This window comes from Nonomuraea sp. NPDC049624 (assembly GCF_040675255.1).
Taxonomy (GTDB): Bacteria; Actinomycetota; Actinomycetes; order Streptosporangiales; family Streptosporangiaceae; genus Nonomuraea.
Genome location: NZ_JBFAOR010000001.1, coordinates 1155897 through 1168244, shown reverse-complemented (window position 1 = coordinate 1168244; position 12348 = coordinate 1155897). Strand labels below are relative to the sequence as shown.

The 12348-nt window shown below is 73.5% G+C and carries 11 protein-coding genes; 3 read left to right on the top strand and 8 right to left on the bottom strand.

Features of this window, described 5'->3' with window-relative positions; all coding sequences use genetic code 11:
* The first annotated feature begins 42 nt into the window (after window positions 1-42).
* A complete protein-coding gene (gene rfaE2, locus AB0J76_RS06035; RefSeq protein WP_352320704.1) occupies window positions 43-1533 on the top strand; it encodes a D-glycero-beta-D-manno-heptose 1-phosphate adenylyltransferase in 1491 nt (496 codons plus the stop codon).
* Here rfaE2 and AB0J76_RS06030 read toward each other — a convergent pair.
* From AB0J76_RS06030 to AB0J76_RS06005, 6 genes are all read right to left on the bottom strand, one after another.
* Complete coding sequence (locus tag AB0J76_RS06030) at window positions 1505-2284, bottom strand: hydrogenase maturation protease (RefSeq protein ID WP_352320706.1); 780 nt, start codon at window positions 2282-2284, stop codon at window positions 1505-1507. The genes rfaE2 and AB0J76_RS06030 overlap by 29 nt on opposite strands.
* 1 nt (window position 2285) lies before the next feature.
* Window positions 2286-3170, bottom strand: coding sequence for a hypothetical protein (locus AB0J76_RS06025; RefSeq protein WP_364388907.1), 885 nt, complete (start codon window positions 3168-3170; stop codon window positions 2286-2288).
* Window positions 3167-3583, bottom strand: a complete 417-nt coding sequence (locus AB0J76_RS06020) for a hypothetical protein (protein ID WP_352320710.1) — start codon at window positions 3581-3583, stop codon at window positions 3167-3169. Before AB0J76_RS06020 ends, AB0J76_RS06025 begins: the two co-directional genes overlap by 4 nt.
* Window positions 3584-3778: 195 nt before the next feature.
* Window positions 3779-4888, bottom strand: a complete 1110-nt coding sequence (locus AB0J76_RS06015) for an L-dopachrome tautomerase-related protein (RefSeq protein ID WP_352320712.1) — start codon at window positions 4886-4888, stop codon at window positions 3779-3781.
* Window positions 4889-4928: 40 nt separating this feature from the next.
* Entirely contained in the window at window positions 4929-5777 is an 849-nt protein-coding gene (locus AB0J76_RS06010; protein WP_352320713.1) for an alpha/beta fold hydrolase, read from the bottom strand.
* A 55-nt stretch (window positions 5778-5832) separates the two neighbouring features.
* Window positions 5833-7416, bottom strand: coding sequence for an IucA/IucC family C-terminal-domain containing protein (locus AB0J76_RS06005; protein ID WP_352320714.1), 1584 nt, complete (start codon window positions 7414-7416; stop codon window positions 5833-5835).
* Between the two features lie 81 nt (window positions 7417-7497).
* Here AB0J76_RS06005 and AB0J76_RS06000 point away from each other — a divergent pair, with 81 nt between their 5' ends.
* Complete coding sequence (locus AB0J76_RS06000) at window positions 7498-9099, top strand: IucA/IucC family protein (RefSeq protein ID WP_352320716.1); 1602 nt, start codon at window positions 7498-7500, stop codon at window positions 9097-9099.
* A 104-nt stretch (window positions 9100-9203) separates the two neighbouring features.
* Entirely contained in the window at window positions 9204-10286 is a 1083-nt protein-coding gene (locus tag AB0J76_RS05995) for an STAS domain-containing protein (protein WP_352320718.1), read from the top strand.
* On the opposite strand, the gene AB0J76_RS05990 is transcribed toward AB0J76_RS05995, so the two are convergent.
* Entirely contained in the window at window positions 10272-11036 is a 765-nt protein-coding gene (locus tag AB0J76_RS05990) for an SDR family oxidoreductase (protein ID WP_352320720.1), read from the bottom strand. The two genes, AB0J76_RS05995 and AB0J76_RS05990, sit on opposite strands and share 15 nt — an antisense overlap.
* Window positions 11037-11247: 211 nt before the next feature.
* Window positions 11248-12216 (bottom strand): endo alpha-1,4 polygalactosaminidase, encoded by a 969-nt coding sequence (locus AB0J76_RS05985; protein WP_364388900.1) that lies wholly within the window; start codon window positions 12214-12216, stop codon window positions 11248-11250.
* Window positions 12217-12348 lie beyond the last annotated feature (132 nt).

Sequence of the window (12348 nt, the reverse complement as noted above, 5' to 3'; positions counted from 1 at the left end):
CGATATGCGTTTGAGCTGGGCTTCTACAGGTACTCGCCTTCTATGGGCACCCTGAGGGAAGAGACGGTCAGCGCGGTCGTCGTCGGCGACGTCATGCTCGACTCGTGGCTGCACGGCTCGGCCAAGCGGCTGGCCCAGGAGGCGCCGGTGCCCGTGATGAGCCTGGAGGCGGTCGAGGACGCGCCGGGCGGGGCCGGCAACACCGCGGCCAACCTGGCGGCGCTCGGGGCCCGCGTCCGGCTCGTCGGCGTCGTGGGCGACGACGCCTGCGGCGACCAGCTCGTCCAGGCGTTGCGCCTGCTCGGCGTGGAGACGGACCTGCAGGCGGTGCCGGGGCGGCGTACCGCGCACAAGCGGCGGCTGGTCACCAGCGGCCAGCTCACCGCCCGCTACGACGAGGAGGACCTCGACGTCATCCCGCCCGAGGCCGAACGCGAGCTGCTGGCCCGCGTCTCCGCGGCCGTGGCCGGCGCGGACGTCGTCGTGGCCTGCGACTACGGCGGCGGCGTGTTCACCCCGGCGGTGCGCCGGGCGCTGGCCGGGCTGCCGCTGCTCGTGGTGGACGCGCACGCGGTCGCGCCCTGGGTCGAGTGCGCGCCGGCGGCGGTGCTGCCCAACTACGCCGAGGTGGTGGGCCTGCTCGGCGAGACGGTGGACGCCGCGGCCGACCGGCCGGCGTACCTGATGGCGCGTTCCGCGCAGATCCTGGCCGCCACCGGGGCCCGGATCGTGGTGACCACCCTGGACGGCGAGGGCACGCTGCTGCACCGGGCCGGCTGCCCGCCGTACCGGACCTACGCCCGGCCCGCGCCGCAGCACATGGCGACCGGCGCGGGCGACACCTACACCGCCGCCTTCTCGCTCTGGCTGGCCGCCGGCGCGACGCCGGAGGAGGCCGCCGAGGCGGGCCAGGCCGCGGCCGGCGTGGTCGTACGCCGTTCCGGCACGTCCATCTGCACCCGCTACGAGCTGCTGCGCGCCCTGCGCCGCCAGGAGGGCACCGTGCAGGCGGCCGAGCGCCTGGCCCAGCTCCTGGACGAGCACCGGCGCAGGGGCGAGCGGATCGTGTTCACCAACGGCTGCTTCGACGTGCTGCACCGGGGCCACGTCAGCTACCTGGAGCAGGCCGGGCAGCTCGGGGACGTGCTCGTGGTCGCGGTCAACAGCGACGCCAGCGTCACCCGGCTCAAGGGCCCGGGGCGCCCGCTCAACCCGTGCGAGGACCGCATGTCGGTGCTGGCCGCGCTGAACGACGTGGACTACGTGACCGAGTTCGACGAGGACACCCCGGAACGCCTGCTCAGGCTCATCAGGCCGGAGATCTACGTCAAGGGCGGCGACTACACCCCGGAGATGTTGCCGGAGGCGCCGCTGGTGCGGTCGCTCGGCGGCGAGGTGCTGGTGCTGGACTACCTGCCCGACCGCTCGACGACCGCCATCATCGGTCGCATGCGCTCGGTGCCCGGCGCCCCCGACGGGGCCAGGCCCGTTCCGCCCGACGAGGTCAGGCCCGTTCCGCCAGTACGTCCATGACCAGCGAGCGCACCATCCGCACCGCCTCCTCGACCGCCCCGCGCACCGGCTCGCTCAGCTCCACCAGCACGTCGTCGGTGACCAGCCGGGCCGGCTCGCAGCACAGCACCAGCACCCGCGCGGGCACCCGGCCGAGCTCGCGGGCCATGCGCAGCACCTTGACCGGGTCGAGGCCGTGGCTCTCGGCCGCGATGCCGCCGGGTACGTCCAGGCCGGGCATGTCCGGTTCGAGCAGGGTGAGCGTGCCCGGCGGCTCGCCGCGCGGCGCGGCGTCCACCAGGATCGCGGCCTCGTAGTCGCGCTGGAGCGCGTAGGCCAGGTCGAGGCCGCGGCTGCCGAAGTCGAGCACGTCGGCGGGCAGGTCGTCGTCGGCCAGGCGGCGCACGACCTCGACGCCGAAGCCGTCGTCGCCGAGGAAGACGTTGCCGATCCCGGCCACCAGGACGCGCGGGCGGCAGCCCCCTCCGACCGGTTCGAGCTCCTCGGCCGAGTAGAAGAACCGGTGGCACGGCAGCCTGGACTCGCCCAGGTCGCGCAGCGGGTCGCCGGCGAGGGTGACGCCGACGTGGAAGCCGCCGTCGTCGTCCCGCTCGACGCTCTCGATCACCGCGAGGCGGCCGTTGAGCGCGAGGTCGAGGATGTCGGCGCGGCTCTTCGGGCGCAGGCGCACCCGGCTGCCCGGGGCCAGCCGCACGCCGTCGACGATCGCCTCGGCCGGGGCCTGCCGTTCCGTCGGGTACCGAGTGTCCATGTCACGTCTCCCGCATGGTGCCGTGCAGCCGCATGAGCTCTTCCGGGGTGAGCGCGGCGCAGTGGTCGAGGAGCTGGTCGATCTCCGTGTCGTCGAACGTGCCGCTCTCCGGCGCGACCTTGGGATGGTCGTAGAGGATGACCGGGGCCGACAACATCGTGTGCCGGTCGCCCTCCTCGCCCACCAGCACCGGCCAGGTGCCGATGTTGTGGCAGCCCGCGGCGAGCGCGCGCAGCCCTTCGGGCGGCTCCGTCAGCGAGACGAACCGGCCGCCCGGCGAGCTCACGACCGTGTGCGCGGAGATCAGGGTGTGCTTCATGGCCTCCGCGCGCGAGTCGCCCTGCCACGGGCTGGTGTTCGCCACCCGGACGGTGAGCCGGAACAGGCCCTCGCGCAGCCGCTCGGCGAACACCTCGGCCCGGCCGCTCAGCGCCTCCCAGCCGCGCAGCAGCACGCCCTCGCCGTCGAGCCATTCGGCCCGCTGGCCCGGCGGCACGTGGATCTCCATGCCGACCGGGCGGGCCAGCAGGTCGGCCAGGCGCAGCCCGGTCTCGGCCACCTCGCGCTCCTTGGCCTCCTCCCTGGGCAGGTGCCGGGCGCCGCCGACGGTCAGCTCGGGCACGCAGACCAGCTCGCCCGCGCGCCGCACGGCCACCTCGCAGGTGACCAGGTGCAGGAAGCGCACGTGCACGTCCACGACGTCGTCGCCGCCGGCCTCCAGCAGGCACTGGGTCTGGGTCAGCCACGGGTTGCCCTCGTGCGCCCGGCCGTAGGACTCGGGGTGCACGCCGCCGAACGTCCAGCGCCGCCGGCCGGGCGAGGCCGAGTGGCGGCTGGGCCACAGCAGGTAGCCCCCGTAGAGGACGGCGCGGGCGATGCGTCTCACGTGGTCCATCTGCCGGCCCCCACGCCGGACGCCGACCCGACGATCTCGACCTGCTCGACCTCGGGGGCCGCGTCGCGCACCGCCCGGCGCACCGCGTCCGCCGAGCTCCCGTCGTCGGGGAGCCGCAGGCGTACGAGGTCGCCCTCGACGGCGACCACCTCGGCGCCGGTGCCGCGCAGCGCGTCCTCGACCCGGGTCCGCACGTCGATCGGGTGGAGGTCGTGCAGCAGCAGCAGGTGCGCGACCACGTCGTCGGCGGCCAGCCGGGCGGCCAGGTCGTCGTCGGCCGCGGCCATGATCCGCGTCAGGCCCTCGCCGTAGAGGTCGAGCAGGGCCTGGGCCAGCTCGACGGCGGGCGGCTCGGCCCGTTCGAGCAGGCTCTCGATCCTGCCGATGCGTGCGTTCAGCGACATGACGCCCCCAGGACGGTCACGCCGTCAGGAAACCAGTCGTATTTAGCGGCATTCATCGGCCTTAAGCCCCCCAAGTGGCCATTGCAGAGGTTCAGCGATGACGTCGTTCGGTATCCGATCAGTACCTCTACGTAGCGGGCATACCGCGTAGGGGAAGGCGGCAAACCATGACCCAGTCCCCGCCCGCCCGCGCCGCTAGACCAGCCGGACCGGCCCGGCGTCGATCGGCACCCGGAACAGCGCGTACGGGTACCGCCGCCGGTCCCGCCCCTCCTGGAACCTGGCCTGCCGGTGCAGCTGGTTGGCGGTCACGTACAGGTGGCCGTCGGCCACGGACAGCGTGTCCGGCCAGAGCAGGCGGGCGTCGTGGACCAGGGTGTCGATCGTGCCGTCGGGCATCCGGCGCAGCACCGCGTTGTGCTCCCAGTCGGTCAGGTAGATGCGCCCGGCGTCGTCGGCCTCCAGGCCGTCGGCCGAGCCGCCCTTGTCGCCCTCGTCCCTGACCGTCGCCGCCACTTCCGCGTCGTCCAGCGTGCGGTCGACCAGGGCGTCCGTGGACACGCTGTACCAGCGGCGGGAGAGCAGGGGGCAGTACCAGAGCCGCTCGCCGCCGGCCGGGAGCGCGATGCCGTCCGACCCCATCAGGACGGGCGACGGCGGGCCGTCCTGCGGCCGCTCCAGGAACGGCCGGCCCTCCACGACGGGCACGAAGTCCGGCGGCCGCTGCGCCTTGGTGCTCGGGTGGTCGTGCAGCCGGCGCCACGCCTGCCCGCTGGCCAGGTCGACGACGATGATCCCGTTGGGCCCCTTGTCGGCGGAGTCGGTCAGGTAGGCGACCCCTTTGCGCAGGTCGAACCGCACGTCGTTGAGGTAGGACGTCTCCAGGGCGACACCGCGGTCGAACATGATGACCTTGACCACGGTGTCGGTCTCCAGATCCACGCAGACGAGCTTCGGCCCGCCCTTCCTGGTGGGCCGGAACATCGGGCTGCCGGTGTCCAGGATCCACAGCCGGTCCATGGGATCGACGACCACGCTCTGCACCGAGACCAGCCACTTCGACGGCTCGTCGGCCTCGGTGTTCCACTCCTGGTCGGGGTAGGGGACGACGTCGCCGTCGCGCAGCTCGACCACGGTCGCCGGAACGTCGTCACCCCATTTGGGGAAGTTCACGAATATCCGGCCGGCACGGGAGACCGTGACGCCGGTCGGCATCGGGCCGGATTCGAAGGCGTGCACGAGTTCAAGCTGCCCGATGGGCTCGTCGACCGGCTGAACGCCGTCGCGGCCGTTCCGCTTCGCCATGGTCCCCCCGTTCCCCGACCCGCCGGGGCAACTGCCCAGCTCAGGCCGGGGGAAACAGCGCCTTCTCCAGCCAGGGCCGCAGGATGGGCAGCACGTTCGCCGCCTGCATGGCCCCGGCGTGGTCGAGCCCGTCGAGCACCTCGACGTCCCAGCCCAGCGCCTCGATGGCGGCCCGCTCGCGGACCACCGGGCCGGCGATGCTGACGTGGGCGCCGCCCCACCGCTCGTCGTAGACGATCTCGTCGGCCGAGCCGACGAAGCACAGGCGGGGGCAGGACAGGCGCACCTGGCTGTCGTCGAACCCGCGCAGCGCCCGGTACAGGGTGGCGAACTGCCTGGCCTGGCCCTCGCTCAGGGTCACCTCGGTCGACGACCAGTCGCCCGGCTCGCCCGTTCCCGTGGCCGGCGGCGTGGCGGTCTTCGGCTCGACGGCCATCCGGTACGTGGCCTCGGTGACCTTCAGCATCTCGGCGTAGGGCCCGCCGAGCGGCGGGAAGCCGCCCATGACCAGCGCCGAGAGCCGGTCGGTGCGCAGGGCGAGCTGGAGGCCGCTGAGGGCCAGCCAGGAGTAGCCGTAGTAGGCGAACCGGTCGGCCCCCACCGCGTCGGCCACCGCGAGCAGGTCGGCCGCCACGTTGCCGGGGGTGAGCGTGTCCGGCTTGGGACGGGCCAGGACGTGGCCCTCGTAGTCGAAGGCCACGACGCGGAAGCCGTCGGAGAGGCCGTCGATGAGCGAGCGGCCGAGCGCGGGGTCGGCCCCCCATTTCCGCATCTCCTCGGCCGCCTCGCCCTCGATCGGCTGGGGGTTGACGGCCAGGAGCAGGACCGGGCCGGAGCCGTGGACCTCTGTCTCGATGGTGCTTCCGTCGTGCAGCGTCGCCGTGGTCACCGGCGGCCTCCCTGAATTCGATACACCGTAAACTGTTGCCCTCGGCGAGGATAGCTTATGGCGTAAAGAGTCGCAAAGGGCTGGGCGTCGGCACGCAGCGCATGTCGGCGCCGTCCGCCTCCAGCCAGCGCAGCAGCAGGTTGGCCTTGGCGGGCACGTACGCGCCGGCGAGCAGCTCGCGCAGCTCCTCCGGACCGCCGTGGTCCTCGGCGCAGCCGGCGAACACCGATCCGGCCTCGGCCCACAGCTCGTCCCGCAGCTCGGGGTGCCGCTCGGCGACGGCTCCGGCGATCTCGCAGAGGTTGTTGACGACCAGGCAGTACAGCAGCCGTTCCCAGCCGTAGGCGGGGCTCACGACGGGCGTGCGGGCGCCGGGCAGGCTGTGGCGGTCCGCGGTCAGCTTCACCCCTTCGTGGTCGCGGAAGATCGCCTGGCCGGGCAGGCCCCGGTCGTCCACGCCGACGAGCACGTTCTGCAGGTGGCATTCGAGCACCACGCCGTGGCGGAAGTAGGCGTGCAGGACCGGCGGCACGACGTGGTCGAGGTAACGCCGCCACCAAACGAGCGCCTGGCCGGCGTCGAGGCCGTCCAGCGGGTTGCCGGGGAAGCCCTCGCTGACCCCGGCGGCCAGCAGCGCCGTCAGCCCCGGTCGCAGGCGCCCGCCCAGCCCGTCGCGGACGATCACCGCCAGCGCCTCGCCGCCGTCCCCGCCCAGCTCCAGGCTGCGGTAACCGCGGTCACCGAGGACGGCGGGCCGCGGCCGGTGCGCGGGCAGGTCGTCGAACGCCACGCCCAGCAGGTCGTCGATCAGGCCCAGCCAGCGCAGGTCGTGCAGCCACAGGCGGCGGATGTCGTTGGTGATCCGCACGTCCAGGCTGAACTTGCAGAACAGGTCCGCCTCCGGCAGGTACACCGTGCGGATCGAGGCCGTCGCCACCGCCCGCTCGGGCGTGACGCCGAGGTGGCGCAGCTCCTTGAGGCCGCCCAGGAGCTCCACCTGCCAGGGGTGGGCGGGCAGCAGCGTCAGGCCGTCGGGGGCGGGCGGGCCGAGCCGGTCGAGCGCGCTCGCGTCGCCCTGCTCGACCAGCGCCTCGGCGGGCACCCCGAGCAGCGGCAGCACGAAGCTCGCGCGCGCCTCCGGCGAGTAGCGCAGCCAGGCGTCCGGGCCTGATCCGCCGCGCGCCTTGGGGGCCGGGTGGTAGCGGTGACCGGCGACGAGCGCCTGCTCCGAGCGCAGGTACAGGTCGGCGGGCGGGGTGGTGGCGCGCTGGGCCGACAGCAGCGCGGCCATGACGTCCCTGCTCTCCATGATCTCCTTGGCCAGGGACGGGTTGGCGTGGCCGGTGCGCGTCCGCAGCTCGTCCTCGGTGAGCGCCACCAGGGCGGCCAGGGAGAGCGGGCGCGGGCCGTCGGGGGTGCGCAGGGCGGGGGCGCCGGGGTACCGTCCGGGGCGGACGTTCAGGGTGTGCCCGGTCGCGGGCAGCAGCCACCCGCCGTCCTCGGCGGGTTGGGCCACCTCGCGGAGCAGGCAGTTGAGCAGGGCCGTCACCGCGAGGGCCGTGGCCTCGTCCGCGGCCTGGTGGTCGTGCGCCTCGGGTGCCGGACCGGCCGGTGGGAGGAGGCCGTCGATATATGCCATGGCGACCTGTCCTACCCTTTTGTACCGATCAGTGTCCACAGGGTTCTCACCTGGGCATGTTCCTGGTGACCGGGGGGGTTCATGCGGCATTCTGCGGCGCGGTTCGCGCGGGAGCTGGCCGCCGTGCGCCCGGACCTCACGCCCGGCTACGCCGCGGCCCTGCCGGGGGCGCGGGCCGCCGTCATGGGACGGCTGTGGCGGGGCCTGCTCTGCGAGCCCCTGCCGGGCCTCGCCGCGCCGGTCGCCGCGGATGACGGCCTGTGCGTACGGCTCTCGGACGGGCGCGAGCTGACCGGCCGGGCCCGGCTGCCCTACGACCTGGCCGACGAGCCGGTGCTGCGGCTGGACGGCGTCCCCTACCGCGACCCGGCCGAGCTGCTGGCGGCGCTCGGCCTGCCCGGCGCGGACGGGCTGGTCGCCGACCTGGACAACAGCGTCGCCTCCCTGGCGTTGTCCCGGGCGGGCGCGGCCTCCCCGCCGCGCGAGCCGGGACCGGAACGGTACGAGCAGAGCGTGGTCGACGGCCATCCCTACCATCCGGGCTGCCGCAACCGGCCGGGGGTGTCGGTGGCCGAGCAACTGGCGTACATGCCGGAGCACCGGCCCGTCGTCGCGCTCGACCTGGTCGCGGTGCCCGCCGCCGAATGCCTGGTCACCGGGCCGTGGCCGGGCTCGCTCATGGACGGCGACCGGCTGCTGCTGCCCGTCCACCCCTGGCAGACCCGGCACGTGCTGGCCGGGCTGGGGGTGCGCCCGTACGCGATCGGGGCGTTGCCGTGCCATCCGCTGATGTCCGTACGCACCCTCGCGCCCCTGGACGGCGGCCCGCACCTCAAGACGGCGTTCACCGCCCGGATGACCTCCGGCGTCAGGGACATCTCCCCCGGCTCGGTACGCGACTGCGTCCCCCTGTCGGACCTGCTCACCGCCCTGTCGGCGCGGCTCGGCGGCCGTCCGCGCATCGCCCGCTACCTGTCGGGCGCCGCGGGGGCCGTGCGCGGCGAGCACACCGCCGACCTGTCGGTCATGCTGCGCGATCCGACGCCCCGCGTGCCCGGCCACACCGTGCTGCCCGTCGCCGCCCTCACCGCCCCGGGCCAGTGGGACGCGCCGCGCGGCGAGGAGGCCGGCGAGTGGCTGGCGGCCTTCGCCGGCGTGGCGACGGCGGCGGCGCTCGGCCTGCTGGCCCTCGGCGTCGCGCTGGAGGCCCACGGCCAGAACCTGCTGGTCGTGCTGGACCGGCGGGGCCGCCCGGTCGAGCTGGTCTACCGCGACCTGGCCGACGTGCGCATCAGCCCGGCCCGGCTGGCCCGCAACGGCTTCGGGACGCCGCCGGTCAGCCCGCGGCTGCTCAGCGACGATCCCGGCGTCCTGCACGCCAAGCTGTTCGGCTCGCTCGTCGGCACCACGTTCGGCAGTCTCGTCTCCCAGCTGGGAGAGGGCGACCGTACCGCCGAGTCACGTCTGTGGGCCGTCGTGGCGCGGGCCGCGCGGCGGGCCTTCGACGCGCTCCCCGACACCCCCGACGTGCGCGCCGACCGCGAGGCCCTGTTCGGCGAGCGGATCCGGGTGAAGGCCCACCTGCTCGCCCGGCTCGCGGGCGCCCCGCCCGGCGATAGCTGGACGACGCTGCCCAACCCGCTCACCCAGGGAGCCTCCTGGGGCCTCGCTCACGCTCGGTGAGCGCCTGGCTCTTTTCCCGCAGGAGGAGGAGGATGGGGCATGCAGCCGGACCCTGCTGCGCGTCGATCTCCGATCACGCAGAGTTCAGGGAAGGAGCGAATCCGATGATGCAGCTCTCCGTACGGCTCGTGCCCGTGGGCGACACCACCCTGGTGGTCGCCCTGGCGGGCGAGCTCGACTCGACGACCAGCCCCATCCTGGCCGCCTTCCTCGACCCCCTGCCGCGCTCGCGGGTGAAGCACGTGATCGTCGCGGCGGGCGACCTCTGGTTCTGCGACCTCAACGGCCTCGAACAGCTCGCGATCACCCACCGGGCCATGCAGGAGAAGGGCGGCCACCTGGCCGTCGCCGAGGCCCAGCCCGCGCTGTGCCGACTCATCGCGCTCATGACCGAGCACGGCGGCACCGCGATCCCCCTGTTCAGCACGATGCCCGACGCCCTGGCCGGGACCGGCGTCGAGATCTACGAGCAGACCGGCCCGCCCAGGCCGGTCAGCCGCCACCTGGCCTGCTTCCGCCGGGCCCGCGGCCCCCGCTCCGAGCACCACGGCACCCGCCGGCTCCGGCCGCAACGGGACGAGACGCCCATCACCCCCGACCGCCAGGAGAACCTGCCGCCGCCCGATCGCTGGTCCGCGATCGTCGGCCGGCTGCGTTCGGCCAACGCCGAGCTGCTGCGCGCGAACGAGGAGCTGCGCTCGGCCAACGCCGAACTGCGCCACGCCCACGACGCGCTCACCGCCCGCGCCGCCGAGCTGCGCCGCGCCAACGACGCGCTGGTCGCCCGCATGGCCGAGCTCGACGAGGTCGCCCGGATCACCGCCTCGCTGGTCCACGGGCTGGGCGACGCGGCGGTGGTGCTCGACGCCGACATGCGGGTGCTCATCTGGGGGGCGGAGGCTGAGGAGTTGTGGGGGGTGCGGGCCGGGGAGGCGGTGGGCCGTCCGCTGGCGTCGCTGGGCACGGGGTTGCCGGTGGAGCGGATCGTCCCGCTCGTGCGCGACACGCCGGCCGGGGGCACGGCCCGGGCCGGAGCCAGGACGGTCGCGCTCGACGCGGTCAACGGCCGCGGACGGCCGACGCAGCTCACCGTCGAGCTGTCCCGCCTGCGTCCCGGCGACGACTCCGGGCACGGCCTGATCATCGCCATGAAGGTGCCGCGCCCCGGCGACTCACATGATCGCTAGCTGACCGCCGTCGATCACCAGCTCGGTGCCGTGCACGAACGCGGCGTCGTCCGAGGCGAGGAAGGCGTAGGCGGCGGCGACCTCCTCGGCGAGCCCGGCCCGGCCCAGCGGGATGTGGTCGCGTTCGTAGGCGGAGACGAAGTCGTCGGCGAGCCCCGACGAGATCGAGGCGTTCAGCGGGGTGCGGATGTAGCCGGGGCACAGGGCGTTGACCCGGATGCCGTGCCTGCCGAGCTCGACGGCCATGGTCTTGGTCAGCAGCAGCACGCCGCCCTTGGAGGCGTTGTAGTGGGCGTAGTCGGCCTCGCCGCCGAGGCCGTTGGTCGAGGACATGTTGAGTATCACGCCGCCCGTCCCCTGTTCCACCAGGTGGCGGGCGACGGTCTGGGCCATCAGGAACATGCCGCGCAGGTTCACCGAGATGATCCGGTCCCAATGGTCGGGGGTGATCTCCAGGAACGGCTCCCGCCAGGCCGTTCCGGCGTTGTTGACCAGCACGTCCACGCCGCCCATGGCCTCGATCGCGCCCGCGGCCAGCCGTGCGACGTCGTCGTGCGAGCTGACGTCGCCGCTCAGCCCGCCCACCTCGCCGAGCGGCGCGAGCTCGGTGACGGTGCGCTCGACCTCGTCGCCGGCCAGCCCGGTGAGCACCACCCGCGAGCCCTCCTCCAGGAACCTGCGGGCGGTGGCGGCTCCGATGCCGCTGCTGCCCCCGCTGATCAGCACCCTCTTGCCGGCCAGTCCGCGCATGACGCCGTCCTTCCTCACCGCACCGCGCCGCGTGCCGCGACGCGCAGACCTGTGGTGACCTGCCCGTCAGGGCATCCATTCCGTATCCTGCACTGACATTCCGTCACACGGAACCAGAGCACATTCTGTGACGACATCAGATGGGGGTGTCACGGCCGGACGACCGTGAGACCCCCGCCGGGGCCCTAACCCGTGACGGGCGGAACCCCTGTCACTTGCACGGCTTGTACGGCGTGTCCTTCAGCGAGTAGTCCACGGCCTTCTTGATCGCGTTGATGCCGAGCTTGGCCGCCTTAGGGCAGAAGGACGACGGCGCCGTCTCGTACTCGACCTGGAACACCGGCTTGCCCGCCTTGACGAAGACGCTCAACTTGGCGCACTCGTCGTACTGGAAGCACTCCTCGTTGACGGCGTAGTCGAAGCTGGACACCAGCTCGGCCGCCTGGCTGAGGTCGTTCTTCAGCGCCGCGGACAGGCCCTTGCGGTGGGCCAGGTCGGCCAGCGCCCTGTTGTAGGTGAGCTGGGTGGCGGGGCTGACGGTCCAGCCGGTGACCGACTTGCCCTCCTCGTGGGCGTTGACGACGTCGAACTCGACCCCGTCGAAGCCGGCCTGGGCGCACTTGTCGACCCGGGCCTCCATCATCTTCAGCAGGAAGTCCCGCTGGCCCTGGTCGTTGTTGATGTTGGCCCAGCGCTCGTTGGGGAACTCGGCGCTGAACGGCTTGCCGAGCAGGGAGTTGCCGTGGCTCTTGTGCCAGGCGACGAACTGCTGGTAGTCGGGCCGGTACTCCTCGATCGAGCCGGCGTCGACGTAGCAGACGGCCTTCGCGCCGCGGGCGTGGACGGCCTTCACCGCCGCGGTGTTGAGCGTGGTGTTGTTGCCCACCACGTCGCCGTCGGCGTAGAGGTCGATGTCGAACACCGCCGGCCGGACGCAGGCGCCGCCCGACTGGGGGACCACGCAGATGTCGACGTTGACGCCCCCGGTGGCGGCGTACTTGGCGTTGCCCTGGAGCTGGTACTGCCAGCGGCTCTGCAGCGGCGGCTTCCATGGCCCCGCCTGCGTCGCCCCGGCCGCTCCCGCCGTCTGCGCCGTCTGCGCTGCGGCCGGTGCGGCGAGCGCCGCGAGCGGCGCGCAGCTCAGTGCGGCGACCGCGGTCAGCCGGGCCAAGAGAGTCATGGTTCGCACGTTCGCGCCCTCATTCCGCCTAGTGGAACTCTAGTCTGCATTGTGGATGCGTGACTATACTCGCCGCACGCAGCGGGCCGCCACGCCCGCCGTGCTCTGTGGAGGGAACCCCATGGCACGACT

Bases quoted from the DNA above. Each gene is read 5' to 3' on its own strand.
- rfaE2 (WP_352320704.1), top strand. From the start codon at position 43: ATGGGCACCCTGAGGGAAGAGACGGTCAGCGCGGTCGTCGTCGGCGAC.
- AB0J76_RS06030 (WP_352320706.1), bottom strand. From the start codon at position 2,284: ATGGACACTCGGTACCCGACGGAACGGCAGGCCCCGGCCGAGGCGATC.
- AB0J76_RS06020 (WP_352320710.1), bottom strand. From the start codon at position 3,583: ATGTCGCTGAACGCACGCATCGGCAGGATCGAGAGCCTGCTCGAACGG.
- AB0J76_RS06015 (WP_352320712.1), bottom strand. From the start codon at position 4,888: ATGGCGAAGCGGAACGGCCGCGACGGCGTTCAGCCGGTCGACGAGCCC.
- AB0J76_RS06005 (WP_352320714.1), bottom strand. From the start codon at position 7,416: ATGGCATATATCGACGGCCTCCTCCCACCGGCCGGTCCGGCACCCGAG.
- AB0J76_RS06000 (WP_352320716.1), top strand. From the start codon at position 7,498: ATGCGGCATTCTGCGGCGCGGTTCGCGCGGGAGCTGGCCGCCGTGCGC.
- AB0J76_RS05995 (WP_352320718.1), top strand. From the start codon at position 9,204: ATGATGCAGCTCTCCGTACGGCTCGTGCCCGTGGGCGACACCACCCTG.
- AB0J76_RS05990 (WP_352320720.1), bottom strand. From the start codon at position 11,036: ATGCGCGGACTGGCCGGCAAGAGGGTGCTGATCAGCGGGGGCAGCAGC.
- AB0J76_RS05985 (WP_364388900.1), bottom strand. From the start codon at position 12,216: ATGACTCTCTTGGCCCGGCTGACCGCGGTCGCCGCACTGAGCTGCGCG.